Origin of the sequence: Janthinobacterium sp. MP5059B (assembly GCF_001758645.1) — a bacterium.
Lineage (GTDB): Bacteria > Pseudomonadota > Gammaproteobacteria > Burkholderiales > Burkholderiaceae_D > Janthinobacterium > Janthinobacterium lividum.
This window is the reverse complement of the sequence record NZ_LRHX01000016.1, coordinates 860,144-886,450: the sequence shown is the minus strand read 5'-3', so window position 1 is coordinate 886,450 and position 26,307 is coordinate 860,144. Positions and strand designations below refer to the sequence as shown.

25 protein-coding genes are annotated in these 26,307 nt (G+C 62.2%); 19 read left to right on the top strand and 6 right to left on the bottom strand.

Annotated elements, in window-relative coordinates; genetic code table 11:
• Nucleotides 1-76 precede the first annotated feature (76 nt).
• The gene (locus tag JAB1_RS21035) at nucleotides 77-1,630 is read left to right on the top strand and encodes a S1C family serine protease (protein WP_254672179.1); all 1,554 of its coding nucleotides are present in this window, start codon (nucleotides 77-79) and stop codon (nucleotides 1,628-1,630) included.
• Between the two features lie 56 nt (nucleotides 1,631-1,686).
• Here the strand turns inward: JAB1_RS21035 and JAB1_RS21030 are convergent, their stop codons facing one another.
• From JAB1_RS21030 to yjgA, 3 genes are all read right to left on the bottom strand, one after another.
• Entirely contained in the window at nucleotides 1,687-2,355 is a 669-nt protein-coding gene (locus JAB1_RS21030) for an alpha/beta hydrolase (RefSeq protein WP_070281633.1), read from the bottom strand.
• Nucleotides 2,352-2,981, bottom strand: a complete 630-nt coding sequence (gene mog, locus JAB1_RS21025) for a molybdopterin adenylyltransferase (RefSeq protein ID WP_070254589.1) — start codon at nucleotides 2,979-2,981, stop codon at nucleotides 2,352-2,354. The genes JAB1_RS21030 and mog overlap by 4 nt, the downstream gene beginning before the upstream one ends.
• A gap of 73 nt (nucleotides 2,982-3,054) precedes the next feature.
• Nucleotides 3,055-3,654, bottom strand: coding sequence for a ribosome biogenesis factor YjgA (yjgA, locus tag JAB1_RS21020; RefSeq protein WP_070281632.1), 600 nt, complete (start codon nucleotides 3,652-3,654; stop codon nucleotides 3,055-3,057).
• Nucleotides 3,655-3,746: 92 nt separating this feature from the next.
• On the opposite strand from yjgA, the gene pmbA reads away from it, so the two are divergent.
• A complete protein-coding gene (pmbA, locus tag JAB1_RS21015) occupies nucleotides 3,747-5,099 on the top strand; it encodes a metalloprotease PmbA (protein ID WP_070281631.1) in 1,353 nt (450 codons plus the stop codon).
• 66 nt (nucleotides 5,100-5,165) lie between these two features.
• Here pmbA and JAB1_RS21010 read toward each other — a convergent pair whose 3' ends face one another.
• Nucleotides 5,166-6,167: a hypothetical protein gene (locus tag JAB1_RS21010; RefSeq protein ID WP_139144624.1), complete on the bottom strand. Its 1,002-nt coding sequence runs from the start codon at nucleotides 6,165-6,167 to the stop codon at nucleotides 5,166-5,168.
• 398 nt (nucleotides 6,168-6,565) lie between these two features.
• Here JAB1_RS21010 and JAB1_RS21005 point away from each other — a divergent pair, with 398 nt between their 5' ends.
• Both JAB1_RS21005 and JAB1_RS21000 read left to right on the top strand, forming a co-directional pair.
• The gene (locus JAB1_RS21005; RefSeq protein ID WP_070281630.1) at nucleotides 6,566-8,977 is read left to right on the top strand and encodes a TonB-dependent receptor; all 2,412 of its coding nucleotides are present in this window, start codon (nucleotides 6,566-6,568) and stop codon (nucleotides 8,975-8,977) included.
• Between the two features lie 11 nt (nucleotides 8,978-8,988).
• Nucleotides 8,989-10,302 (top strand): aminotransferase class V-fold PLP-dependent enzyme, encoded by a 1,314-nt coding sequence (locus tag JAB1_RS21000; protein ID WP_070281871.1) that lies wholly within the window; start codon nucleotides 8,989-8,991, stop codon nucleotides 10,300-10,302.
• Between the two features lie 57 nt (nucleotides 10,303-10,359).
• On the opposite strand, the gene JAB1_RS20995 is transcribed toward JAB1_RS21000, so the two are convergent.
• The gene (locus tag JAB1_RS20995) at nucleotides 10,360-11,484 is read right to left on the bottom strand and encodes a M14-type cytosolic carboxypeptidase (protein ID WP_034780413.1); all 1,125 of its coding nucleotides are present in this window, start codon (nucleotides 11,482-11,484) and stop codon (nucleotides 10,360-10,362) included.
• Between the two features lie 141 nt (nucleotides 11,485-11,625).
• On the opposite strand from JAB1_RS20995, the gene JAB1_RS20990 reads away from it, so the two are divergent.
• Nucleotides 11,626-11,886 (top strand): hypothetical protein, encoded by a 261-nt coding sequence (locus JAB1_RS20990; protein ID WP_034780410.1) that lies wholly within the window; start codon nucleotides 11,626-11,628, stop codon nucleotides 11,884-11,886.
• A 111-nt stretch (nucleotides 11,887-11,997) separates the two neighbouring features.
• On the opposite strand, the gene paaX is transcribed toward JAB1_RS20990, so the two are convergent.
• The gene (paaX, locus tag JAB1_RS20985; protein WP_070281629.1) at nucleotides 11,998-12,927 is read right to left on the bottom strand and encodes a phenylacetic acid degradation operon negative regulatory protein PaaX; all 930 of its coding nucleotides are present in this window, start codon (nucleotides 12,925-12,927) and stop codon (nucleotides 11,998-12,000) included.
• Nucleotides 12,928-13,194: 267 nt separating this feature from the next.
• Between paaX and paaA the strand changes: the two genes are divergently transcribed.
• The 14 genes from paaA (at nucleotide 13,195) to JAB1_RS20915 (ending at nucleotide 26,307) form a co-directional block, all read left to right on the top strand.
• A complete protein-coding gene (paaA, locus tag JAB1_RS20980; protein WP_070281628.1) occupies nucleotides 13,195-14,184 on the top strand; it encodes a 1,2-phenylacetyl-CoA epoxidase subunit PaaA in 990 nt (329 codons plus the stop codon).
• A 28-nt stretch (nucleotides 14,185-14,212) separates the two neighbouring features.
• A complete protein-coding gene (gene paaB, locus JAB1_RS20975; protein ID WP_034746356.1) occupies nucleotides 14,213-14,497 on the top strand; it encodes a 1,2-phenylacetyl-CoA epoxidase subunit PaaB in 285 nt (94 codons plus the stop codon).
• Nucleotides 14,497-15,264, top strand: coding sequence for a 1,2-phenylacetyl-CoA epoxidase subunit PaaC (gene paaC, locus JAB1_RS20970; RefSeq protein ID WP_275527773.1), 768 nt, complete (start codon nucleotides 14,497-14,499; stop codon nucleotides 15,262-15,264). Before paaB ends, paaC begins: the two co-directional genes overlap by 1 nt.
• Nucleotides 15,264-15,797, top strand: a complete 534-nt coding sequence (paaD, locus tag JAB1_RS20965) for a 1,2-phenylacetyl-CoA epoxidase subunit PaaD (protein WP_070281626.1) — start codon at nucleotides 15,264-15,266, stop codon at nucleotides 15,795-15,797. Before paaC ends, paaD begins: the two co-directional genes overlap by 1 nt.
• A gap of 40 nt (nucleotides 15,798-15,837) precedes the next feature.
• Nucleotides 15,838-16,917, top strand: a complete 1,080-nt coding sequence (gene paaE / locus JAB1_RS20960; RefSeq protein ID WP_034780398.1) for a 1,2-phenylacetyl-CoA epoxidase subunit PaaE — start codon at nucleotides 15,838-15,840, stop codon at nucleotides 16,915-16,917.
• Between the two features lie 50 nt (nucleotides 16,918-16,967).
• A complete protein-coding gene (paaG, locus tag JAB1_RS20955) occupies nucleotides 16,968-17,759 on the top strand; it encodes a 2-(1,2-epoxy-1,2-dihydrophenyl)acetyl-CoA isomerase PaaG (RefSeq protein ID WP_034780396.1) in 792 nt (263 codons plus the stop codon).
• 1 nt (nucleotide 17,760) lies between these two features.
• Nucleotides 17,761-19,329, top strand: coding sequence for a 3-hydroxyacyl-CoA dehydrogenase PaaH (gene paaH, locus JAB1_RS20950; protein WP_070281625.1), 1,569 nt, complete (start codon nucleotides 17,761-17,763; stop codon nucleotides 19,327-19,329).
• A complete protein-coding gene (gene paaI, locus JAB1_RS20945) occupies nucleotides 19,319-19,765 on the top strand; it encodes a hydroxyphenylacetyl-CoA thioesterase PaaI (protein WP_070254580.1) in 447 nt (148 codons plus the stop codon). The genes paaH and paaI overlap by 11 nt, the downstream gene beginning before the upstream one ends.
• A 68-nt stretch (nucleotides 19,766-19,833) precedes the next feature.
• Nucleotides 19,834-21,162 carry a phenylacetate--CoA ligase PaaK gene (gene paaK / locus JAB1_RS20940; protein ID WP_070254579.1) on the top strand — a complete coding sequence of 443 codons (1,329 nt, stop codon included), beginning with the start codon at nucleotides 19,834-19,836 and terminating at the stop codon, nucleotides 21,160-21,162.
• A gap of 26 nt (nucleotides 21,163-21,188) precedes the next feature.
• The gene (gene pcaF / locus JAB1_RS20935) at nucleotides 21,189-22,394 is read left to right on the top strand and encodes a 3-oxoadipyl-CoA thiolase (protein ID WP_070281624.1); all 1,206 of its coding nucleotides are present in this window, start codon (nucleotides 21,189-21,191) and stop codon (nucleotides 22,392-22,394) included.
• A 73-nt stretch (nucleotides 22,395-22,467) separates the two neighbouring features.
• Nucleotides 22,468-23,619: an ABC transporter substrate-binding protein gene (locus tag JAB1_RS20930; protein WP_070281623.1), complete on the top strand. Its 1,152-nt coding sequence runs from the start codon at nucleotides 22,468-22,470 to the stop codon at nucleotides 23,617-23,619.
• Nucleotides 23,620-23,691: 72 nt separating this feature from the next.
• Entirely contained in the window at nucleotides 23,692-24,570 is an 879-nt protein-coding gene (locus JAB1_RS20925) for a branched-chain amino acid ABC transporter permease (protein ID WP_034780386.1), read from the top strand.
• Nucleotides 24,567-25,550, top strand: coding sequence for a branched-chain amino acid ABC transporter permease (locus JAB1_RS20920; RefSeq protein ID WP_070281622.1), 984 nt, complete (start codon nucleotides 24,567-24,569; stop codon nucleotides 25,548-25,550). The genes JAB1_RS20925 and JAB1_RS20920 overlap by 4 nt, the downstream gene beginning before the upstream one ends.
• Nucleotide 25,551: 1 nt before the next feature.
• Nucleotides 25,552-26,307 carry an ABC transporter ATP-binding protein gene (locus JAB1_RS20915; protein ID WP_034780381.1) on the top strand — a complete coding sequence of 252 codons (756 nt, stop codon included), beginning with the start codon at nucleotides 25,552-25,554 and terminating at the stop codon, nucleotides 26,305-26,307.

Genomic DNA, 26,307 nt, shown 5'->3' with positions numbered 1-26,307 from the left:
AAAGATGGACAAAGTGTAATGAAGTTGCAATTATTCAATATATAATTTTACTTCCCTTCCATTGCCAACAAGCTCAATGAAAACTCGTCCGTGCTTCACCCTGATGGGCCGCGCCTTCCTGGCGCTGGCCCTTTCTTTTTGTCCCTTGATGACGGTGCGTGCGCTTGCCGCCGAGACGGCCGCCAGCGCCAGCGCTTCCGCCCTGGAAAATTCCGTCGTCAAGGTGTTTTCCACCCTGCGCGGGCCCGATCCGTATAAACCGTGGAGCAAGGCGGCGCCGCAAGAAGTGACGGGCTCCGGCGTCGTCATCGAAGGCCGCCGCATCCTCACCAATGCGCATGTGGTCGGCTATGCCAGCCAGGTGCAGATCCAGGCGAATGGCGCGGGCGACAAGATACCGGCGACCGTGCTGGCCATCTCGCGCGGCATGGACCTGGCCTTGCTGAAAATCGATGACGACAGTTTTTTCGCCAGCCACAAAGCGGTGCCGCGCGCCAATGTCTTGCCGGACGTGCGCGATGCCGTGCTGGCGTATGGCTATCCGACGGGCGGCACCTCGCTGTCGATCACCAAGGGCATCGTCTCGCGCATCGAATTCGTGCGCTACAACTTTCCTGTCTCCGGCCTGCGCATCCAGATCGATGCGGCCATCAACCCGGGCAATAGCGGCGGCCCCGTGATTGCCGGCGACAAGATGATCGGCCTGGCCTTTGCCGGCATGCTCAATGCGCAAAACATCGGCTACATCATCCCCAACGAGGAAATAGAGCTGTTCCTGCGCGACCAGGACAGTGGCGCGCCCAAGGGCAAGCCAGCCATGCGTGACGTGACGCAAACGCTGGAAAATCCGGCGCTGCGCAGCTACCTGAAACTGGCCAAGGGCGTCGAGGGCGCCGTCGTGATGTCGCCGGCCAGCAAGGATGCCGCCTATCCGCTCAAGGAGTGGGATGTCATCACGCATATCGGCGATTTTCCCATCGATAACCAGGGCATGGTCAAGCTGAATGCCAACAGCCGCGTGCGTTTCCAGTACCGGGTGCAGCAGCTGGCGAAAGATGGCGAACTGCCGTTGACGGTGGTGCGCCAGGGCGCGCCCCTGAAAATCAAGGTGCCCGTCTCTGCCGCGCACCCGATGCTCATTGCCGGCCTGCAGGGCAATTACCCATCCTATTTCATCTTCGGCCCCATGGTGTTTTCGCGCGCCACCACGGAATTCATGGCGGCGCCGAATGGCAACCCAACGATTTTGGGCGGCATGGCGTTTGCCGGCAATCCGCTGGCCACGCGGCGCGGCGATGCGCCCGACAGCGAGCGCGAAGAGCTGGTGGTGATCGCCGCGCCGTTCTTCCCGCACAAGCTGATGAATGGCTACAGCACCCGTTTCTTCTCGGTCGTCGATTCCGTCAATGGCGTGCGGGTGCGCAGCCTGGCGCACCTGGTGGCCTTGCTGCGCGACCAGACGGATGAGTTGCTGACGTTCCGTTTCCAGCAGCGCGATGCGGAATTGGTCGTCGTGCCCCGCAAGGACATGCTGGCAGCGACGGAATCGATACTGACGGACAACGGCATCCGCTCGGAAGCATCGCCCGACATGCTGAAAATCTGGAATGAAAAAACGCCGGCGAACTGATCGTTCCCGGCGTTTGGCAAGACAACAGGCGCGGCGCATACCGCGCCTGTTTTGTTTTATGCCAGCACTTTTTTCAGCCACGCCCCGATGGCGTCGATCTCTTCCTGGCACAGCGAGTGCTGCATCATGTACTCGTGCCATTCCACCTTGTAACCCATGTCGGTGAGCAAGCCGCGCGACTGCTGCGCGCGCGCGATCGGGACTACGGGGTCGGCCGTGCCGTGCGCCATGAAGATCGGCGTCTGCAGGCTTGCCGGCGTGCGTTCGGCCGCCGTCTTGTCGGCCAGCGGCAGGTAGCCGGACAGGCACATCAGGCCGGCCAGCGGTTCCGCATGGCGCAAGCCCGTTTGCAAGGTCATGGCGCAACCTTGCGAGAAGCCGGCCAGGATGATGCGGCTGGCGGGAATGCCGCGCGCCTTTTCGCGCGCGATCAGCGCTTCGACCTGTGCCTGCGAGGCGCGCAAGCCGCCTTCATCTTCGCGGCGCACGAGGTCGCTCACGAGGATGTCATACCAGGCGCGCATCACATAGCCGTTGTTGATGGTGACGGGCATGGTGCCGGCGCTGGGGAAGATGAAGCGGATGGCGGGGCAGCCTCGCAAATCGAGTTCCTTCACCAGGGGCACGAAGTCGTTGCCGTCCGCGCCCAGGCCGTGCATCCAGATGATGGAGACGGTGGGATTCGGTGCGCTGTCGAGTTCTATGGTTTCCAGCAAGGTGCTCATGTATTTTCCTCAGGTAAAGGTTGCGCCGGACGCAGCGCCGATTTGGGACGGAAGGCCTTGCAGATGGCCGGGTCGGTTTCCATGTAGGGGCCGCCGATGAGGTCGATGCAATACGGCACGGCGGCAAAGATGCCGTTCACCAATTGATTCCCGTCAGCGTCCTTCAATCCCTCCAGGGTTTCCTTGATGGCTTTCGGCTGGCCCGGCAAGTTCATGATCAGGGCGGCGCGCTCGGGCGTCTCGCGGATCACGGCCACCTGGCGCGAGAGGATCGCCGTCGGCACGAAGCGCAGGCTGATCTGGCGCATCTGTTCGCCGAAACCGGGCATTTCCTTGGTTCCGACGCTGAGCGTGGCGTCCGGCGTCACATCGCGCCGCGCCGGGCCCGTGCCACCCGTCGTCAGGATCAGATGGCAGTGGCTCAGGTCGACCATGTCGATCAGGGTGTTTTCAATCTGCGAGCGTTCGTCCGGGATCAGCCGTTTTTCCAGGCGGAATGGTGTGCGGATGGCGGCGGACAGCCAGCTTTCCAGGGCCGGGATGCCCAGGTCTTCATACACGCCGCCGCTGGCGCGGTCCGAGATCGACACGAGGCCGATAATCAATTCGTCTTCTATCGTGGTCATGGGGCACCTGTCTATGTCGTAAAAAAACCGGGCTGATCCCGGTTTTTGTCAACCCAAGCCCTGGAGCTGGGGTTTATTCGTCTTCTTCTTGCTCAACGTCATCTTCATCGGCATCTTTCTTGCCGCTGTTGTTCTTCTTGGCGATCTCTTTCAAGATCTGGAAGATTTCACGGTAAGCTTTTGGTGGCTTGTTCTCGGCCTGCTCCTTGCGGGCATTGCGGATCAGGGTGCGCAGGTGCTGCACGTCCAGTTCCGGGTTTTCCGACAGCAAGACGGTCAATGCCTTGTCATCCGTCAAGAGTTTGTCGCGGCGGCGCTCCATCGCGTGCATATTGGCCGTGTCGGCTTTCGACAAGCCTTTCCAGCTATCGATGGTGCGTTGGATGGCGGCAACTTCTTCCTCATCCAGGGTGCGCATCTTCTTGCCCACGTATTGCAGCTGGCGGCGGCGGCCTTCGTGGTCCTTGATTTGCTGGCATTCGAGAATGGCGTCGCGCACGTCTTCCGGCATCGGGACGCGCTTGACGCGGTCACGTGCCTCATTGACGAGTTCTTCGCCCAGCTTTTGCAGGACGGTCATCTGGCGCTTGAGTTCCGACTTCGAAGGACGTTCATATTCCTGTTCGAATTCGGTCGATTGGAAGCCGCAAGCTCCCCGGTTTGGATTTGGCATGATAAGGCGGGATTGGCCGCGTAGGCCGCACCTGTAAACTGTAAACGACTGCTATGATAACCTTTTTAGCGGCTTTCCGAAGAAAACAGCGCATGAACGACTCCGTATTTACCCATAGTCAAGAGCAATTGCAGCAACTAGCCCGTGATGTGTTGTCTTTTGCGCGGGAAGCGGGCGGCACCGACGCTGCCGTCGAAGTCAGCGAAGGCGGTGGCCTGTCCGTTTCTGTCCGAAAAGGCAAGATCGAAACGATCGAGCAAAACAAGGACAAGGGCATGGGCGTGACCGTGTTTGTCGGCAAGAAGCGCGGCAATGCCAGCACCTCCGATTTCTCTCCGTCCGCCCTGCGCGCCACGGTGGACGCCGCCTACAACATCGCCCGTTTCACGGCCGAGGACGATTGTGCGGGACTGGCCGACGCCGACATGCTGGAAATGTCTCCCCGCGATTTGCAACTGTTCTATCCCTGGCTCATTTCCGCCGAGGAAGCCGTCGTGCTGGCCCAGCGGGCCGAAGCGGCCGCGTTTGCCGTCGATCCGCGCATCACGAACAGCGAAGGCGCGGGTGTGCATGTGCAGCAATCGCACTTTGTGTCCGCCAATTCGCGCGGCTTCATCGGCGGCTACCCGTTTTCGCGCCACACCCTGTCCGTGGCGCCCATCGCCGGCAAGGGCGCCAAGATGCAGCGCGACGACTGGTATTCATCCGTGCGCGACGCCTCCAAAATGTCGAGCCCGGAAGCCATCGGCCGCTACGCCGCCGAACGGGCCCTGTCGCGCCTGAACGCGCGCAAGCTGGGCACGCGCACCTGTCCCGTGCTGTTCGAGGCGCCGCTGGCGGCCGGTTTGCTCGGTACCTACGTGCAAGCGACCTCGGGCGGCGCCCTGTACCGCAAGTCCACTTTCCTGAACGATTCCCTGGGCACGCAAGTGCTGCCGTCGCACGTGCAGATATTCGAAGACCCGCACGTGATCGGCGGCGTCGGTTCGGCCCCGTTCGATGAAGAGGGCGTGAAAACCGTCAGCCGCGACGTCGTCAAGGATGGCGTGGTGCAAGGCTATTTCCTGTCGACCTACACGGCCCGCAAGCTGGGCATGCAGACGACGGGCAACGCGGGCGGCTCGCACAATCTGTACCTGACCTCGAAGCAGACGGCCGCCAGCGACGATTTTAGTGCCATGCTGAAAAAGCTGGGCACGGGCTTGCTGGTGACGGAACTGATGGGACAAGGAACGAATTACGTGACGGGCGACTATTCGCGCGGCGCGTCCGGTTTCTGGGTGGAAAACGGCGTGATCCAGTATCCGGTGGAAGAAATCACCATCGCCGGCAATATGAAGGACATGCTGCGCAACATCGTGGCCGTGGGCGCCGACGCCTTGCGCCGCGGCACCAAGGAGACGGGTTCCATCCTCATCGAGAGCATGGTGGTGGCGGGCGGTTAAGCCCCGCCCTGACACACCCCGGCCAGCGGCATGGTTGCCGGCAGGCCGGGGGACTACCTTACCGTTCTACGTCGTTTTGACGTTGACGCACATCCACGCAATATTCGAGGCGTCCCAGGTGGCTTTCCAGTTAATTGCCGTCTGGTCCCTGCATGCTTGCTCGGATGCAAATTTGCTATCCTGGTAGCGCTGGTAGACATAGCCGTCTTGCGGACGCCATACGGCGCCGTACCAATAGTTGTTGGCATCGACGGCGGTTCCCAATTGTTCCACCGGTTTATTCAGGACCGTGTTCTTGTAGTCGATCGCGACACTGCCGTCCTCGTTGTAAAGTCGGACCCATGCGGAATTATTCTGCGTGCCGGCCGCATCGACTGGAACGCACATCCGCGTCTTGGTCTTGGACATGCTGCCAGGCATGGTCAGGCAGAAATAGGGATTTGGCGAACCTGCCGCAACCGACCATTCCACATTGGTGGTCGTGGTGGCGCTGGGGTCGCAGTAATTCGCGTACTTCCCGGCTTTGAAACCTTCGACATACGCCGACGTTTGCACGCCCGAAAAATACGTGCCGGATGCATTGCTGAGAGCGGGCAATGCTTCGTGGCCCGTGACGGACATGCACGCTTTGTAGCCGGCATCGGCATAGCCGAGTGCCATGCCGATGGGCTGCATGTTTGCGTCCAGATGCAGTTTCCAGGTGTTCCGGTATAGCAGCTTGCCGCTGGCATTGCTGCGCAGCAGTGAAATGACTTTGACGGACGCCGCTTGTTGCGATACGCCATTGGTAATGAATGGTGCAGGCTGTCCCAATTCCTGGCTGACGATTAACGTCGCCGACCCCAGATAGCCATCATTGGAGGCCAGATTCGAGATGGTCAGGTCGCTGCCCAGGAATTTCTTTAATGCATCTGCGGCATTGATGGATGCCAGCACCGGTGTCGGTGGCACCACCGGTTTAGGATCCGGATTGCTGCCATTCCCGCCGCTACCTCCGCTACCGCCGCCGCCGCAAGCGGAGAGGGTGAGCAGGCTGACGAGCGCGCACAGTATGGTTTGTTTCTTCATCTTCACAACCTAATATAGCGACAAGCATGCGTGTCGTTGCGCGGTCGCATTATAGGGAGTGTTGATTGTAGGAAATCTATCGAATTGTCTCGTTGTTGCCCCCATTTCCCCTCTCGCTGCCACCGCATGTTTCTCTCTGCGCGCGAATGCAAACTGGCGGTCAGGGGAATGCCAGTCGCCGCCGGCCGCCGGGGCAGTGTGCATGCGGCGGCTTGGTAGTACTGATCAGCTCGTCATACGGATGAAATATTGCCTTCGTATGATGTCGCCATCTGACGTTATCTGCGCTATTTAGATGCTTTTAATGTAAGTAAGCCGAACTTCGTGATATTTCATGCAAGATGCGAGTCTTGCCGTGACGCGTTGTTGTTGATTCAACCTGCATAGTGACCCTCTCCATGACCTACTCCCGTACCCGCATCGCCCGCGCGGTGGCCCTGTTGTGTGCCATGAACGCCCTGTTCGCCCATCCGGCCCAAGCCCATGGCGCCGCGCCCGCTGCACCAGCTTCCGCCAGCGACGCCAGTGACACCCCGCAAGCCGTGATCGTCACGGGCACGCGCGGCAGCAACCGCACGCAGTTCGACACCATGGCGCCCGTGGATGTGTTCAACCGCGAAGATATCGGCGCCGTTGAATCGTCGGACTTGAACGATGTGCTGGCGCAACTCGTGCCTTCATATGTGGTGCAGCGTCTGCCGATGGCTGACGGGCAAGTGTTCGTGCGTCCCGCCACCCTGCGCGGCCTGTCGCCGGACCAGACCCTGGTGCTGGTCAATGGCAAGCGTTTCCACCGCAGCGCCTTGCTCGGCGCGCGTGGCGCGCAGGCGCCGGACCTGGCGCAGATTCCCGTCTCCGCCATCAAGCGCATCGAGGTGCTGCGCGACGGCGCCTCTGCCCAGTACGGCTCCGACGCGATTGCCGGCGTGATCAACATCATTCTCGACGATACGCTCGGCACGGAGGTCTCCGTGCACCATTCGCAATATTCGGAAGGCGACGGCAAGGGCAATGAAGTGAACCTGAAGACGGGCTTTGCCTTTGGCGAGACGGGCAAGGCGACGATTTTCGGCGCGCTGGCCAAGTCCGACCCCACGTCGCGCACGCGCCAGCGGGCCGACGCGATTGCTTTCCAGAATGCGCATCCGGAACTGAAGGTGCCGAATCCCGTGCAGCGCTGGGGCCAGCCTGAACTCGACAGCAAGCGCATCGGCTTCAACGCCAGCATGGCCCTGTCCGACACGACGGAACTGTACGGTTTTGGCCTGTTCAGCCGCAGTGACGGCACCTCGGATTTCAACTGGCGCAACCCGGACACGAGCACGGGCGCGTATAAAACCAGCAGCCTGTTCCCTGGCTGGGACTTGCGCAGCATCTATCCGCTCGGCTTCAGCCCCAGCTATTCGAACGAGCAGGATGATGTACAGGTGGTGGCCGGCGTGCGCGGCCATTTCAACGACCGCTTCGGCTGGGACGTGAGCGCGTCCTGGGGGCGCAACCGCATCGATTACAACCTGGCCAATTCCATCAACGCCTCGATGGGACCGGGCAGCCCGACATCGTTTTACCTGGGCCAGTTGTCGCAGGTGGAAAAGATTCTCAACGCCAACTTCAACTATGAATTGCCCGTACCGTCCCTGCCGCAACCGGTCAACATCGCCTTCGGCGCGGAGGCGCGCAATGAAACCTATGGCGTGAAGGCGGGCGACGTGGCGTCCTGGACGGTGGGGCCGGGCGCGGCCATCGGCCTCGACGCGAATGCAAATGGCGCGCCAGGCTTCAGCGACCGCCAGGCGGGCAGCTGGGGCCAGGACAGCTATGCGGCCTACCTGGACGTGGAAGTGCCCGTCACGAAGGCCCTGAGCCTGGGGGGCGCGGCCCGCTATGAACATTTCTCGGAATTCGGCAGCACCGTCAACGGCAAGTTGTCGGCCCGCTATGCCTTGAGCGAAGACATGGCCTTGCGCGGTTCCTACTCGACGGGTTTCCGTGCACCAACGCCGGGCCAGTCGAACACCAACAGCACGAATCAAGGCCTCGACACCAAGACCCTGCTGCTGTTTACCAGCGGCCGCCTGGCCAACAACGATCCGCTGGCCATCCTGCTGGGCGCCAAGGCATTGAAGCCGGAAAAATCGAAGAATCTGTCGCTGGGCTTTACGTGGAAGACGCCGGCGGGCTTCTCCGGTTCCGTCGACGTGTATGACATCAAGGTCAGCGACCGCTTCAGCACGTCCGCCGCGTTTGCCGTGCCGGCCGGCGTGGCCAATCCGCTGCGCTACACCTCGGTCAGCTATTTCACGAATGACTTCGACACCACCACGCGCGGCATCGATATCGTCGGCAGCCACCTGAGCCGTATCGGCGAAGGCAAGCTGAACCTGACCCTGGCCTACAACTACAACACGACGAAAGTCGACGACGGCAAGTCCAGCCTGGTGACGAATGCGGCCCAGCGCCAAGTCTTCGAGGAGCGCTTGCCGCGCCAGAAAGCCACCATCAGCGGCAACTATGACCTGGGCAACTGGAATACCCTGGCCCGCGTGCGCTATTACGGCGCGTGGACGGACAATTCCGGCAATGCCACGGGCGATATCTTCCAGCGTTTTGGCGCCATGCAATTCCTCGACCTGGCGGCCAGCTACAAGATTAGCGACAAGCAGTCCGTGCGCGTGGGTATCGACAACGTGCTGGACAAGTATCCTGACGAAGCAACCTTCCAGGCCAGCCGCGGTCTGATCTATTCGCGCAATGCGCCGTACGACACGGACGGGCGTAACCTGTACGTCGAGTACAAAGTGAAATTCTAAGGGAGATGACGATGAATCCACAACGCCGCGCCCTGTTGCGCGCCGGTTCGCTGGCGGCAGCGCTGCCCATGGCGGCGGGCGCAGGATCGGCTGCGGCAGCATCTGCCGCCCTGCCTCCGTCCTTGCCATCGGTGCCGGCCGGCACCACGCCGGATGCCCTGGCCAGCAACCAGGCTTACTGGCAGGCCGTGGCCGCGCAGTACGACACGACCGATGCCATCGTGCAACTCGACAATGCTTTCTGGGGTTCGATGGCCAGGCCCGTGCTGCGCCACTACGAGCAGCAGCTGGCCATGGTCAACCGCGACAACGCCTGGTATGCGCGCATGCGCTTTCCGGCCGATTTCGAGGCGGCGCGCGCGGCGGCGGCCAGGGCGCTGGGCGTGGCCATCGATGAAATCGTGCTGACGCGCGGTGCCACGGAAGCGCTGCAAGTCCTGATCGCCGGCTATAACCGCCTGCGGCCGGGCGACACGGTGCTGTACGCGGATATCGATTACGACAATATGATCACCGTCACGCGCTGGCTGCAGCAGCGGCGCGGCGCCCAGGTCGTGTCGATTGCCATGCCGGAACCGTTCACGCATGATGGCGTCATCGCCGCCTATGTTGCTGCCATGGAACGCCATCCGACCTTGAAACTGATGCTGCTCACGCACGTCAATCACCGCAACGGCATGGTCTTGCCCGTGGCCGAGATCAGCCGCCTGGCACGCGCACGGGGCATCGACGTGATCGTCGATACGGCGCACGGCTTCGGCCAGCTGGACATGACGATTCCTGACCTGCAGGCGGATTTTGCCGGCATCAACCTGCATAAATGGATAGGCGCGCCTGTTGGCGTGGGTGCTGCGTATATCAAGCGGGGCAGGGTGGTTGATATCGACGCATATATGGGGGAAAAGACGGGCGACGATATCCGCACGCGCGTGCACACGGGCACGGTCAATTTCGCTGCCTACCTGAGCTTGCCGGTGGCGCTGGACTTGCATGCGCAGATCGGCGTGGCCAACAAGCAGGCGCGGCTGCGACTGCTGCGCAACCGCTGGGTGGAAGCGGCGCGCGCCATCGAAGGTATCGAGGTGCTGGCGTCAGCCGATCCGCGCCTGACGAGCGCCATCGCTTCGTTCCGCCTGAAGGGCAAGACGAGCGTGGCCGACAGCTATGCGCTGTCGAAAAAGCTGGTACAGGAACACGGCATCTTTGCCGTGCCGCGCGACGGCCTTGCCAATGGCGCGTGCGTGCGCGTCACGCCGGGCATCTTTACGCCCGAGTCGCATCTGGACCGGCTGGTGGAAGCCTTGCGCAAGGTAGCCAAGGGCTGAGAGAAAAGCGCGGCCCGCCTGTGAGGTCGGGCCGCGTGACTGCGGGCGCTGCTGTGCTTAGGCGCGCAAGGTCGCCAGGATCGGTTGCAATACGGCAGCTCCCAGGGCAGCGCTGCGGGCGCCGCTCCAGCCCGTTTGCGGGTCGGGATCGTTGGCGTTGTCCTTGAACGGCAGTTCCAGGGTCAGCGACAGGCAGCCGAAGGCGTGGGTGATATGGGGCGAACCCATGGTCAGCACTTCCGGCGTGAACGGGCCGTCTTCATAGCCGTGTTCATCCTGGAAGTCGGGGCTGGCCACCTTGAAGTCGGCGATGAAGCGGTCTTGCTCGGCCTTTTGTGCCGGCGTGAAATTTTCCAGCGCATCGCTGCCAGCCACGAAGACGTAAGGCAAGCCTTCGTCGCCATGCACGTCGAGGAACAGGTCGCAGCCGATTTCATGCATTTTTTGTTTCACCAGGAACACTTCCGGGCTGCGTTCCATGGTCGGCGTCATCCATTCGCGGTTCAGGTTGGCGCCGGCCGCGTTGGTGCGCAGGTTGCCGTGCACGGAACCGTCCGGGTTCATGTTCGGCACCACATAGAAGACGGCGTCCTGCAGGCACTGGCGGGCAAACGGATTGGCCTGGTCCAGCAAGGCTTCGAGCATGCCTTCGACAAACCATTCGGCCATCGTTTCACCGGGATGCTGACGCGCGATGACCCAGACTTTCTTCTCTGCATCGGCGTCGCCGACCACCAGCAGGTTCATGTCGCGGCCTTCCACGGTGCTGCCCAGGTCGATCAGGCGCACCAGCGGCGACGCTTGCGCGCTGTCGATCAGGGCCAGGTGGCGGTCCCATGGATATGGCTCGAAGTAGGCGTAGTACACGCTTTCTTCCTCCGGCGTGTGTTCGATGGTCATCACGGTGCCATCAAAGCTGGTGGGCACGCGGAACCAGGTTTCGCGGTCGTAGCTGGCCACGGCCTGGTAATCTTTCCAGCCGTCCGGATAGGCCGATTTTCCGGCATTCATGAAGCGGATCGTGCACGCCTCGCCTTGCGCGCCTTGCAGGCGGAAGTAAAACCACTGCGTGATGTCGGCGTGGGAATCCTTGCGGATGTTCAGCTCGATGGATTGGGCATCGTCGGCGCGCAGCACCTCGATCGCGCCGGCGTCGAATTGCTGGCTGATTTTAATGGTCATGAGTGTTCCTGATAAAAACGTATGGGTTTTGCATCGTGTGCAATGGCGCGATGATACCTGTTTTGCAGCGGTCTTTGTGCTGGCGCAAACGACGACGGACGCGCTTTGCTAACGTGATAGCTCCAATACGGGGAGAGCATCATGGATGACAACGGCAAACACATACGCGAACTGGAAAAGAAAGTCAGCGCCCTCAGCGATGCCCTGGCGCACCTGGGCAAGGGTACGACCTTGCAGGAATTGCTGCGCATCATACGTTTCCCCGGCTATACCACGCCGGCCGAATTCACCTTCAATGCCGCCATCCTCGACACCATGCTGGTGCAGGCCAATGCGCTGGAAAAGCTGGGGCAGGATTTGCTGGCGGGGGCCAAGCAGGTCGTCGCCATGAACAAGCAGTGAACGCAGTAGTGAGCAAATCCTGAACGCCTGAAAAATGGCCAGGGCAAGGCGCAGGGCCGCAGGCAGTACGAACGTACGCCCAGGCCCTGCAACGCCGCCATGGACGTTTTGTCAGGTGTTCAGTCCGCCGAAACGTTCAAAAAACCATGGCTCGACAGATGCCGCCTGCTCATCCTCGCGGCGCAGGGTCGCCAGGATGTGTTCCTCTGCCGCCGCATACGTGATGCGATACAGGTCGCGGGCCAGCGCATACGCTTGCGTGCCGGGCCACGGCTCGGGCAGCAGTTCGACGGGCAATTGCGGGTCGTGCAACTGCACACGGCGGTAGGCGTGCGTCAGCAGTGAGCGGATGACGAACGCTTGCTTCGCATCGAACACGGGCGCTTCTTGCAGCAGGGTCAGCAGCGGCTGGAAGCTGGCGATGAATTTTTCGTAGCCAGCCATCACTTCCGACAAGTCCCAGCAGTCGCCCACCATGTCGCGCAGGGGACGCGTGCTGACGCCCGGCAACTCTGTTGTGTGGCAGACATACAACTTGCCCTGCACCTCATTGCGAACGAGAATATCTTCCAATGCTTCCGTATTGCTGGCAGGGTGGCCAAAGATACCTGGTGAAATCAGGCCATAGCCGGCCCACAATAATTCCTTGCGCAGCGCCCCCCGCTCGGCAGCGCCGATGCTGCCGGCCGGCCCGATCACCAGGGTCCAGCTGCCATCCCAGTGCACGACCAGCGGTGCATAGATGCGGCGATAGGCGCGTTCGAAGCGGGCCAGCGCCTCCGGGCGTATCGTATAGGCGCTGCGGCGGCCATCGCGCTGCGAGCTGAGCCAGCCTTCCTGCGCCAGGCGGAACACGCTGGTACGCAATAAACGGTCGTTGACGCCGAATGGCGCCAGCAGTTCGATCAGGCTGCCCAGCCAGATGGCGCCGCCGCGCGGCACGATGGCGTCGCCAAAGATGGTCATCACCAGGGACTTCGAGCGCGGTGGGTCGCTTTCCAGGAAATCGGCTATCCATGCCGTGCAGCGGGTGTTCTTCATGTGGTTCCGGTCTGGCCGTGTTGCGGTCGAATCAATAAAAGCAGCAGTTTACTTGGCTGCGCGGGTAGCGCGGCAATAATTTGCCGGAAGCGCTGGTGGCGCTCCGTGGTGTTTTCTCATCAGCAATATCATACGCACAAAAAAGCTGCACAAGATACGAATTTTTAAAATGATTCATATCAAGTGTATGCAAATCGTTTTTTGTATCGTATTATCTGTTCATCGCACCGCGTTGCTGCGCAAAATCAAAGACATGGGAGACAGATCATGTACGCACAAATGGTTGAAACCGGCCTCAAGAACGTCCGTTCCCTCGACGACATGGGCCAGGAAGAGCGCGCTTTCCAGGCACGCATCGACGAAGGCATCAAGATCGAGGCCAAGGACTGGATGCCGGACGCCTACCGCAAGACCCTGATCCGCCAGATTTCGCAGCACGCGCACTCGGAAATCGTCGGCCAATTGCCCGAAGGTAACTGGGTCACGCGCGCGCCGACCCTGAAACGCAAGTCCATCCTGCTGGCCAAGATCCAGGACGAAGCGGGCCACGGCCTGTACCTGTACAGCGCCGCGGAAACCCTGGGCGTGTCGCGCGACGACTTGCTGGCCGCCTTGCACTCGGGCAAAGCCAAGTATTCCAGTATCTTTAATTATCCGACCCTGTCGTGGGCCGACATGGGCGCCATCGGCTGGCTGGTCGACGGTTCCGCCATCATCAACCAGATTCCCCTGTGCCGCTGCTCGTATGGGCCGTATGCGCGCGCCATGATCCGCGTCTGCAAGGAAGAGTCGTTCCATGCGCGCCAGGGCTACGACATCATGATGTCGCTGTGCAAGGGTACGCCGGCGCAGAAAGCCATGGCGCAGGATGCGCTGAACCGCTGGTGGTGGCCATCGCTGATGATGTTCGGCCCGTCCGACGCCGCCTCCGTCAACAGCGCCCAATCGGCGCAATGGCGCATCAAGCTGTTCTCGAACGATGAATTGCGTCAGCGCATGGTCGACCAGACCGTGCCGCAAATCGAATACCTGGGCCTGACCGTGCCCGATCCTGACCTGAAATTCAATGCGGAAACGGGCCACTATGAATTCGGCGAGATCGACTGGTCCGAGTTCAACAATGTCCTGAAGGGCAATGGCCCATGCAACCGCGAACGCCTGCAAACGCGCGTGAAAGCGTATGAAGACGGTGCATGGTTCCGCGATGCCTTGGTCGCGTATGCAGACAAGCAAGCTGCTAACAAAGCGGTGGCGTAAATACATAAGACAGATAGGGGATAGCAACATGAGCAAAGAATGGCCTTTGTGGGAAGTTTTCATCCGCAGCCAGCACGGCCTGGCGCACAAGCATGTGGGCAGCCTGCACGCTTCCGACGCCACCATGGCGGTCAACCATGCGCGCGACGTCTACACGCGCCGCAATGAAGGCGTGAGCATCTGGGTGGTGCGCGCGGCCGACATCGTCGCCAGCAGCCCCGGCGACAAGGGCGCCCTGTTCGAGCCGTCGAACAGCAAGGTGTACCGCCATCCCACCTTCTTCCCGATGCCGGAAGAAGTCAAGAACCTGTGATGGGAGCACCGGCAATGGATGACAAAGTTAACTACTTGCTGCGCCTGGGCGACAACGCCCTGATCCTCAGCCAGCAGCTGTCTCAGCTGTGCGGCAAGGGGCCGGCACTGGAAGAAGACATGGCGCTGACCAATGTGGCGCTGGACTTGCTGGGCCAGACGCGCTTGTGGTTCAGCTACGCGGCCGAACTGGAAAACGCGGGCCGCGACGAGGACGACATCGCCTTCCTGCGCGACGCCCACGATTTCAAGAACTGCCTGCTGGTCGAACAGCCGAACGGCAATTACGCCGACACCATGATGCGCCAGTTCTTCTTCGACAGCTGGCACTACTTCCAGCTGCTCGAACTGACGAAATCGACGGATGCGCGCATCGTCGAAGTGGCGCAAAAGTCGATCAAGGAAGTGACCTATCACCTGCGCCGCAGCGGCGACCTGATCGTGCGCCTCGGCGACGGCACGGCCGACAGCCATGCCAAGACGCAGGCTGCCGCCGACAAGCTGTGGATGTACACGGGCGAGATGTTCAAGTACGACACAGTCGACCAGGCCATGGTTGCCGCCGGCATCGCGCCGCCATCGGACGTGCTGCGCCGGGCTTTCCTGGAACACGTGACCGAGATCTTCGCCGAAGCGACGCTTGTCATGCCGGCGCCCGACGCCTGGATGCAAAAGGGTGGCAAGCAGGGCACGCACACGGAGCATCTGGGTTTTATCCTGGCCGAGATGCAGTTCCTGCAGCGCGCCTATCCCGGGGCGGAGTGGTAATGAACACGGCCGCTGGCGCTGCGGCGCTGGACGCCGCCCAGGTCTGGGCCTGGCTCGGCGACGTCGCGGACCCGGAAATCCCCGTCATTTCGGTGGTGGACCTGGGCATCGTGCGCGCCGTCGAAGTCACGGATGGCGACGCATGCATCGTGACGATCACGCCCACGTATTCGGGCTGCCCGGCCATGCAGGTGATCGCCGACGCCGTCACGGATGCCTTGCGCAGCCATGGCGTGGCCAAGGTGACCCTGGTGAACCAGCTGGCGCCCGCATGGACGACGGACTGGATGAGCGAAGCGGGCAAGGCCAAGCTGAAAGGCTATGGCATCGCCCCGCCGCAGCAGCAGGTGATCGACATCAGCGGCTTGAAGGGTGGCGTCAAGCGCCAGGCCATGCCAAAGCTGGACGTGATCTGCCCGAACTGCGGCTCGACGCATACGCAGCTGACCAGCCAGTTCGGCTCCACGCCGTGCAAGGCCCTGTACAAGTGCCTGGCTTGCCGCGAACCGTTTGACTACTTCAAGTGCCACTAAAAAAATCAGGCACACGTTCCGAAGAAACTGGAGATGAAGCATGAGTAAATTTTATCCGCTGTGCGTAGCGAACGTGCGCAACGAAACGCGCGACACCATCGCCGTCACGTTCGACGTGCCAGCCGAGCTGCAGCAGCAGTTCCGCTTCCAGCAGGGCCAGCACCTGACCCTGCGCGCCAATATCAATGCGGAAGACGTGCGCCGCTCGTATTCCATCTGCTCGGCGGTGCAGGACGGCACCCTGCGCGTGGCCATCAAGCGCACGCCGGGCGGTGCCTTCTCCACCTGGGCGAACGATACCCTGAAAGCCGGTGCCACCATCGAGGTGATGCCGCCCATGGGCCACTTCAACGTGCCGCTCGACTGCGTCAACCGCAAGCACTATCTGGCGTTTGCGGCCGGCAGCGGCATCACGCCCATCCTCTCCATCATCAAGACCACCTTGCTGACGGAACCCCTGAGCCGCTTCACCCTGTTCTACGGTAACCGCGCCTCGTCGTCCGTCATCTTCAAGGAAGAATTGACGGACTTGAAGGACGTGTACCTGGAGCGTTTGAACCTGGTCTACGTGATGAGCCGCGAGCAGCAGGACATCGAATTGTTCAACGGCCGCATCACGCAGGAAAAATGCGAGCAATTCCTGCAGCACTGGATCAAAGTCGAAGACTACGACAACGCCTTCATCTGTGGCCCGGAAGACATGATGCTCGGTGTCTCCGCTGCCCTGCAGGCTGCCGGCATGCCCAAGCAGAATATCAAGATCGAACTGTTCGCCGCCAGCATCCCGAAAAACGCCCACAAGCCGCGCGCGCAGCTCGACGCGGGCGTGGTGCAGGAAACGGAAGTGACCGTCATCATGGATGGCAACCACACCACCTTCACCATGGACAAGGACAAGGAATCCATCCTCGACGCGGGCCTGCGCCAAGGCATCGACATGCGCTACTCGTGCAAGGGCGGCGTATGTTCGACCTGCCGCTGCAAGATCCTCGACGGCAAAGTCGAAATGGATGTCAACTACGCGCTGGAAGACTACGAAGTGGCGCGCGGCTTTGTCCTCAGTTGCCAGAGTTTCCCTCTCACAGACAAGGTCGTGGTCGACTTCGACCAGGCTGAATAAGCCGGTGCAGGGCACGGGCCCTGCCTTACCTATTAAACAAGCGAGACGCCATGACCTACCAAAACATCCTCTTTACCATCGAGCAGGGTATCGCCACGCTGACCCTGAACCGTCCCGACAAACTGAATAGTTTTACGCAAGCCATGCACGAAGAAGTGCGCGACGCGATTGCGAAAGTCAATGCCGACAGTACCGTGCGCGTCTTCGTGCTGACGGGCGCGGGCCGCGGCTTTTGCGCGGGCCAGGATCTGTCCGACCGCGCCGTGGAACCTGGCTCAAAGGGCGTGGACCTGGGCGAGTCGGTGGAAAAGAACTATGCGCCGCTGGTGCTGGCCCTGAAAGCGCTGCCGATGCCCGTGATCTGCGCCGTCAACGGCGTGGCTGCCGGCGCGGGCGCCAACCTGGCGCTGGCTTGCGACATCGTCATCGCCGGCAAGTCGGCCAGCTTCGTCGAAGTATTCTGCAAGCTGGGCCTGATCCCGGACACGGGCGGCACCTTTTTCCTGCCACGCCTGATCGGTTCCGCGCGCGCCATGGGCCTGGCCATGCTCGGTGAAAAACTGACGGCGGAAAAAGCGGAAGACTGGGGCTTGATCTGGAAATGCGTCGAGGATGCCCAACTGGCGGAAGAAACGCGCAAGCTGGCCGTGCACTTTTCCACGGCGCCGACCAAGGGCCTGGCCTACACCAAGCAGGCACTGGCCGCCAGCGGCGCCAATACCCTGCCGCAGCAGCTGGCGCTGGAAGCGCGCATGATGAGCGATCTCGGTAACAGCGACGATTACCGCGAAGGCGTTGCCGCCTTCATGGAAAAGCGCGCACCGCAATTCAAGGGACATTGATATGGCAGCTTTGGACAACAACAGTATCGTCGCCGTCATCGGCAGCGGCGCCATGGGTGCCGGCATCGCGCAGGTGGCTGCTGCCGCCGGTTACCGCGTAAAACTGTACGACACCCGAGCAGAAGCGGTCAGCAAGGCGCTGGCCGATATCGGCAAGATGTATGCGAAGCTGGCCGAAAAGGGCCGCATGACGGCCGACGATGTGGTAGCCGCCACGGCGCGCCTGCAGGCGGCTGGCAGCCTGGCCGATGTGAGCGATGCATCCCTGGTGGTGGAAGCCATCGTGGAAAATCTCGACGTCAAGCGCGGTCTGTTCGCGGAACTGGAAGCGCTGGTCGGCGACGACTGCATCCTGGCGACGAACACGTCGTCGATTTCCGTCACGGCCATCGCCGCCAAGCTGCGCCGCCCGGAACGCCTGGTCGGCATGCATTTCTTTAATCCCGTACCCCTGATGGCGCTGGTCGAAGTGATCAGTGGCCTGGCCACCAGCGAGCAAGTGGCCGCCACCGTGTATGACACGTCGATTGCCTGGGGCAAGAACCCCGTGCATGCAAAATCGACGCCCGGCTTCATCGTCAATCGTGTCGCCCGTCCCTTCTATGCGGAAGGCTGGCGCCTGCTGAACGAACAGGCGGGTGACGCCGCCACCATCGACGCCGTGCTGCGCGAAGCGGGCGGTTTCCGCATGGGGCCCTTCGAGCTGATGGACCTGATCGGCCACGACGTGAATTTCTCCGTCACGCAATCCGTGTTCGGCGCCTATTTCAACGATCCGCGCTTCACGCCGTCCGTGCTGCAGCAGGAAATGGTCAACGCCGGTTTCCTCGGCCGCAAATCGGGCCGCGGTTTTTACCTGTATGGCGAAGGCGCCGTTGCCCCCGTGGCGCAGGCGGAAGGCGCGCAGGCCAAGCCCGAATTCGTCGCCCTGTCGGCCGCCATCGGTGGCGATGGCCGTGGCCACAGCGGCATCATCCACAGCCTGGTGCAGCGCCTGGAGCAGGCGGGCATCACCGTCAGCCGCCGCGTGACGCAGGAAGGCCAGGCGCACGACGAGGCGCCGGCCCTGCATTGCCATGGCGCCGCGATTTACCTGACCGATGGCCGCAGCGCCACCCAGCGCGCGCACGACAACCAGCATCCGGACACGGTGCTGTTCGACCTGGCGCTCGATTACGCCGGTGCCAGGCGCATTGCCGTGGCCCGTGCCGACCAGTGCAGCGACGCCGCCTATGCGGCTGTCGTCGGCCTGTTCCAGGCGGCCGGTTTCATCGTCACGCGCCTGGACGACGTGCCTGGCCTGGCCGTCATGCGCACTGTCGCCATGCTGGCCAACGAGGCGGCCGACGCCGTCAACCAGGGCGTGTGCACGGTGGCCGCCGTCGATATCGCCATGCAGAAGGGCGTCAATTATCCGCGTGGACCGCTGGCCTGGGCCGATGCCGTCGGCGTGCAGCACATCGTGTCGGTGCTGCACCACCTGGCGCAAGGCTATGGCGAAGACCGCTACCGGGTCTCGCCGCTGCTGCGCCGCAAACTTGCCAATGGAGATCGCTTCCATGCCGAATGAAGACCACAACATGACCGCACAAGCCCTGGCGGAAGCGGCCGCTGCCTCCATGCTGTCGCGCGATAACGCCACCGCCGCCATGGGCATCGCCCTGGCCGAAGTGGGCCCCGGCCATGCGCGCATGACGATGACGGTGCGCCCGGACATGCTCAATGGCCACCAGACCTGCCATGGCGGATTTATCTTTGCCCTGGCCGACAGCGCCTTCGCCTTTGCCTGCAACAGCTACAACATGAACACCGTGGGAGCCGGCTGCACCATCGATTACCTGGCGCCGGGCCGCGAAGGCGACGTGCTGACGGCGCACGCCGTCGAGCAGGCGCTGGCCGGCAAGAGCGGCGTCTACGACGTCAAGGTCAGCAACCAGGAAGGGCGCGCCATCGCGCTCTTCCGTGGCAAGTCGATTCGCGTGGCGGGTGAAGTCATCAGCAATTGAAGGTACAAGAGCAGGCTTGAACTGCCGGAACGAATTACATAGTTATAGAACCGAATCAGGAGACAGAGATGGTCCAGAGAACCCCAGCACCGAATGACCTCGAGCCGATCGAGCGCGCCAGCAAGGATGAACTGCAGGCGCTGCAGCTCGAACGCATGAAATGGACGCTCAAGCACGCGTATGACAACGTGCCCCATTACCGCGCCGCTTTTGACGAAGCGGGCGTGCATCCGGACGACCTGAAATCCCTGTCCGACCTGGCCAAATTCCCGTTCACCGATAAAAAGGTCTTGCGCGACAATTATCCGTTCGGCCTGTTTGCCGTGCCGCGCGAGCAGGTGGTGCGCATCCACGCGTCCAGCGGGACCACGGGCAAGGCCACGGTGGTCGGCTACACGCAGAACGACATCGATACCTGGGCCAACGTGGTGGCGCGCTCGATCCGCGCCGGCGGCGGCCGCGCGGGCGACATGGTGCATATCTCCTACGGCTATGGCCTGTTCACGGGCGGCCTGGGCGCGCATTACGGCGCCGAGCGCCTGGGCTGTACGGTCATTCCCATGTCCGGCGGGCAGACGGAAAAGCAGGTGCAACTGATCCAGGATTTCAAGCCGTCGATCATCATGGTTACGCCTTCGTACATGCTCAACATCATCGAGGAATTCACGCGCCAGGGTCTGGACCCGGCCGAATCGTCGCTGAAGGTGGGCATCTTCGGCGCCGAGCCGTGGACGGACGCCATGCGCTCGGAAATCGAGGCGCGTGCCGGCATCGACGCCGTCGACATCTACGGCCTGTCCGAAGTGATGGGCCCTGGCGTGGCATCCGAATGCATCGAAAGCAAGGACGGTCCCGTCATCTGGGAAGACCATTTTTACCCGGAAATCATCGATCCGGAAACGGGCGAAGTGCTGCCGGACGGCGAAGAGGGCGAGCTGGTGTTTACCTCGCTGTCGAAGGAAGCGCTGCCCATCATCCGCTACCGCACGCGCGACCTGACCCGCTTGCTGCCGCCGACATCGCGCTCGATGCGCCGCATCGGCAAGATCACGGGCCGCTCGGACGACATGCTGATCATCCGCGGCGTGAACGTCTTCCCCACGCAGATCGAAGAGCTGATCCTCAAAATGCCGAAACTGGCACCACAGTATCAATTGGTGGTCACGCGGGACGGCCACCTCGACAAGCTGGAAGTGGTCGCCGAGCTGCGTATCGACCTCACTGCCACCATCTCGGCCAGTGAAACGGACGCGCTGGCGCGCGAGCTGGAACACCGCATCAAGACACACGTGGGCGTGAGCACGCGCGTGCGCCTCGTGGCCGCCGCCGGCATCGAACGCACCCTGACGGGCAAGGCCCGCCGCGTGGTTGACCAGCGCCCGAAGATTTTTTCCTGATAGCCCGCCCGAACAAGGAACCAGACATGAATGACGCTTTTATCTGTGACGCCGTACGCACCCCGTTTGGCCGCTATGGCGGCGCGCTGTCCAGCGTGCGCGCGGACGACCTGGGTGCGCTGCCGATTGCCGCGCTGATCGCCCGCAACCCGTCCGTCGACTGGGCCGCCATCGACGACGTGTTCTACGGCTGCGCGAATCAGGCGGGCGAGGACAACCGCAACGTGGGCCGCATGGCTGCGCTGCTGGCCGGCTTGCCGGCGGCAGTGCCCGCCAATACCATCAACCGCCTGTGCGGCTCCAGCCTGGATGCCGTCGGCATGGCTGCCCGTTCCATCAAGGCGGGCGAGGCGGAACTGATCATCGCCGGTGGCGTGGAAAGCATGACGCGCGCGCCTTTCGTGATGGGTAAGGCCGACAGCGCGTTTTCGCGCGCGGCGAAAATCGAAGACACGACCCTGGGCTGGCGTTTTGTGAACGGCAAGATGAAGGCGCAGTACGGCATCGACACCATGCCGGAAACGGCGGAAAACGTGGCCGTGGAATTTGGCATCAGCCGCGCCGACCAGGATGCGCTGGCCCTGCGCAGCCAGCAGCGCTGGGCGGCCGCCCACGCGGCAGGCGTGTTCGAGCGCGAAATCGTGCCCGTCGCCGTGCCGCAAAAAAAAGGCGAGCCGAAAATGGTCACCAGCGATGAACATCCGCGTCCCGATACCTCGCTGGACATGCTGGCAAAGCTCAAGGGCGTGGTCAAGCCGGACGGCACGGTCACGGCCGGCAATGCCTCGGGCTTGAACGATGGCGCCTGCGCCATCTTGCTGGCGTCCGCCGCCGCCGTCGACAAATACAAACTGACGCCGCGCGCAAAGGTACTGGGCATGGCCACGGCCGGCCTGGCGCCGCGCATCATGGGTTTTGGTCCATCGCCCGCGTCGCGCAAGGTGCTGGCGCAAACGGGATTGAGCATCGAGCAGATGGACGTGATCGAACTCAATGAAGCATTTGCGGCGCAGGCACTAGCGGTGACGCGCGACCTGGGGCTGGCGGACGATGCGGCCCACGTAAATTCGAATGGCGGTGCGATCGCCATCGGCCACCCGCTGGGCGCATCGGGCGCGCGCCTGGTGATGGCGGCCCTGAACCAGCTGGAACGCACGGGCGGGCGTTATGCGCTGTGCACCATGTGCATCGGCGTGGGGCAGGGTATTGCCGTCGTTATTGAACGCGTATAAAAGCAGTATATAAAACAAGGTGCAAGATAGCACCACCCAATTTGACCGTAGTGCCAACCTGGTGGAGACCACAATGATTGCCAATATCTTCAAGAAAACCCTGATCGCCGGCGTGCTGGCCATGTCCGCCGTGGGCGCGTATGCGGCCGATAACATCAAGATCGGTTCCGTGCTGTCCGTCACGGGGCCTGCCGCCTTCCTGGGCGACCCGGAACTGAAAACCCTGCAGCTGTATATCGAGAAGATCAACGCGGCCGGCGGCGTCCTGGGACGCAAGCTGGAACTCGTGCATTACGATGACGGCAGCGATGCCGCCAAGGCCAACGGTTTTACCAAGCGCCTGATCGAGTCCGACAAGGTCGATGTACTGATCGGCGGCACCACCACCGGCGCGACGATGGCGATGGCGCCGCTGGTGGAGCGCGCCAGCATGCCGTTCATCTCGCTGGCGGGCGCCGTGGTCATCATCGATCCGGTCAAGAAATGGGTGTTCAAGACGCCGCATACTGATCGCATGGCGGCAGAGAAGGTGTTCGAGGACATGAAGAAGCGCGGCATCAGCAAGGTGGGCCTGCTGTCGGAAACGAGCGGCTTTGGCGCTTCGGGCCGCAAGGAATCGCAAATCGTCGCCTCGAAATACGGTATCACCCTGGTGGCCGATGAAACCTACGGCCCGAAAGACACGGACATCACGGCGCAGCTCACGCGCATCAAGAATACCGCTGGCGTGCAAGCCGTCTTCGTCTTCGGCCTGGGCCAGGGCCCGGCGGTCGTGACCAAGAACTATGGCCAGCTGGGCATGGCCGCGCTGCCGCTGTACCAGTCGCATGGCGTGGCGTCCGACGAATACCTGAAACTGTCGGGCAAGGCCGCCGAAGGCGTGCGTCTGCCGACGCCAGCCCTCCTGATCGGCGCCATGCTGCCGGACAGCGATGCGCAAAAGGCGATCGTCGTCGGCTACGACAAGACGTATAAGGACCGCTACAAGATCGACCCATCGACCTTTGGCGGCTATGCGCTCGACGCCCTGAACCTGTCGGTCGACGCCATCAAGCGCGCCGGCGGCACGGACCGCGAAAAAGTGCGGGCGGCGCTGGAATCGACCAAGGGTTTTGTCGGCACCACGGGCGTCTTCAACATGTCGGCCAAAGACCACATGGGCCTGGATCTGTCGGCTTTCCGCATGGTCGAAGTGAAGAACGGCGAATGGCAATTGTCGAAATGATGTAAGCCAGAAGTACCTGCGCGGGCCACCCTCGAAGGCGGTCCGCGCATAGCCGAACATAATGGAGACACCATGGAAGTCGCACAATTTCTACAATTTCTGTATTCCGGGATGACGGTCGGTTCCGCCTACGCGCTGGCGGCGCTGGGCTTCACCATCATCTACAACACCAGCGGCGTGATCAATTTCGCCCAGGGCGAATTCATCATGCTGGGCGGGATGCTGGCTGCCGTGATGTCGGCCGCCGGCGTGCCGCTGCCGCTGGCCATCATCCTGGCCGTCATCGCCACCGGTATCGTTGGCCTGCTGATGGAAAAAACCGTGATCGAACCGGCGCAAAATGCACAGGTCATCACGCTCCTGATCATCACCATTGGCGCCTCGCTCGTGCTGCGCGGCCTGGTGCAAATCTGGCTGGGCAAGGACACGCATTCGCTGCCCGCGTTTTCCGGCGACGCGCCGATCGAATTCCTGGGCGCCAGCCTGCTGCCGCAAAGCCTGTGGGTGCTGGGCGTCACCGTCGTCATCGTGCTGGTGCTGGGCTGGTTCTTCGGCCGCACGCTGATGGGCAAGGCCATGCTGGCCACCTCCCACAACAAGCTGGCCGCGCAACTGGTGGGCATCAACACGCGCAAGGTGCTGCTGTTCTCGTTCGGCCTGTCGGCCCTGCTGGGCGCTGCCGGCGGCATCCTCGTTGCACCGATCACGTATACGTCTTACGACGCGGGCATCATGCTGGGCCTGAAAGGCTTTGTCGCCGCCGTCCTCGGTGGCCTGGGCGGTGGCGCGGGCGCGATTGCCGGTGGCCTGATCCTCGGCATCGCCGAAGCCATGACGGCCGGCTACATCTCGTCGGCTTATAAAGATGCCGTCCCCTTTGTGCTGATTTTATTGATCCTGTTCTTCCTGCCGCAAGGCTTGTTTGGCGCTAAAAATTCGGAGCGTGTATGAAGAGTTTCTTTGCCCGCTCACGCCACGGTGGCCTGTTGTTGCTGGCCCTGGTGCTGGCCATCCTGCCCCTGTTCCTCACCAATGCGTTCTATTATGACGTGGCGATTCGCATTGCCCTGAACGCCATCGTTGTCATCGGCCTGAACCTGCTGATGGGCTATACGGGCCAGATCAGCCTGGGCCACGCCGGTTTCTACGGCCTGGGCGCGTATGCGTCTGCCGTGCTGACCACCCACTACAGCTGGCCGCCGCTGGCCGCGCTGGCCGCAGGAGCGGTTGCCACGGGCTTGCTGGCCCTGCTGCTGGCGCGTCCCGTGCTGAAACTCAAGGGCCACACCCTGGCCATGGCGACCCTGGGCCTGGGCATCATCATTTCCATCGTCATCAACAACGAGACGCAGTGGACGGGCGGCCCTGACGGCATCGGCGTGTCCGCCTTCTCGGTCGCCGGGCTGGAAATTGCCGGCGAAAAATCGTGGTACATCCTGTGCGCCGTGCTGCTGTTGCTGGTGACGTGGCTGGCCCTGAACCTGATCGATTCGCCTGTCGGCCGCGCGCTGCAGGCCATCCATGGTTCGGAAGTGGCGGCCCGCGTGGTCGGCGTCGATACGACCCGCTTCAAGGTACGCGTGTTTGTGCTGTCGGCCGTCATCGCCAGCATCGCGGGCAGCATCAGCGCCCATTACATCGGTTTCATCACGCCCAACCTGGCCGGCTTCTTCCACTCGATCGAGCTGGTTACGATGGTGGTGGTGGGCGGCATGGCGTCGATCTTCGGTTCCATCATCGGCGCGGCCCTGCTGACGATCCTGCCGCAGCTGCTGTCCAGTTTTGAAGGCTGGGAAACGGTGGTGTTTGGCGTGATCCTGATGGCGACCATGATCTTCATGCCCAAGGGGCTGGTGCCCAGCCTGGCCAGCCGTTCGCGAAAGCGGGCCGCCACGCCCAAGGCGCCCGTCAAATCCGCGCAGGAGGTGTGAGATGCTGACGATTAACAATCTGAGCAAGAGCTTCGGCGGCGTGCACGCGGTGCAGGATGTGAGCTTTACCGTCAAGGAGGGTAATATCCACTCCGTCATCGGACCGAACGGCGCCGGCAAGACCACCCTGTTCAACCTGATCACGGGCGTCTACACGCCGAGCAAGGGCGAAATCCTGCTCAATGGCGAGAACGTGGCCGCCATGCCGCCCGATGCGCTGGCGCGGCGCGGCATGAGCCGCACCTTCCAGAACCTGCAAGTGTGCATGAACATGACGGCCATCGACAATGTGATGGTGGGCGCGCATTTGCGCCTGAATCAGAATCTGTTCGCTTCCATGCTGCGTTTGCCGTCCGTGCGCCGCGCGGATGCGGCTTGCCGCGACGAGGCGGCGGGCCTGATGGAATTCGTCGGTGTGGGCCGGCATATCGATGACGAAGCGGGACAGATGTCGTATGGCGCCTTGAAGCGCCTGGAAATTGCCCGAGCGCTGGCGGCCAAGCCGAAAGTGCTGCTGCTCGATGAACCGGCCGCGGGCCTGAACCACACGGAAACGGGCGAGATCGAAACCTTGATCCGCAAGGTGGCGCAATCGGGCGTGACGGTGGTGCTGGTCGAGCATGACATGAAACTGGTGATGAATCTGTCGGACCATATCCTGGTGCTCGACTATGGCAAGAAGCTGGCCGAAGGGACCGCCGCCGAAGTGCGCGCAAATCCCGACGTGGTGGCGGCGTATCTGGGGGTGGCGGCATGA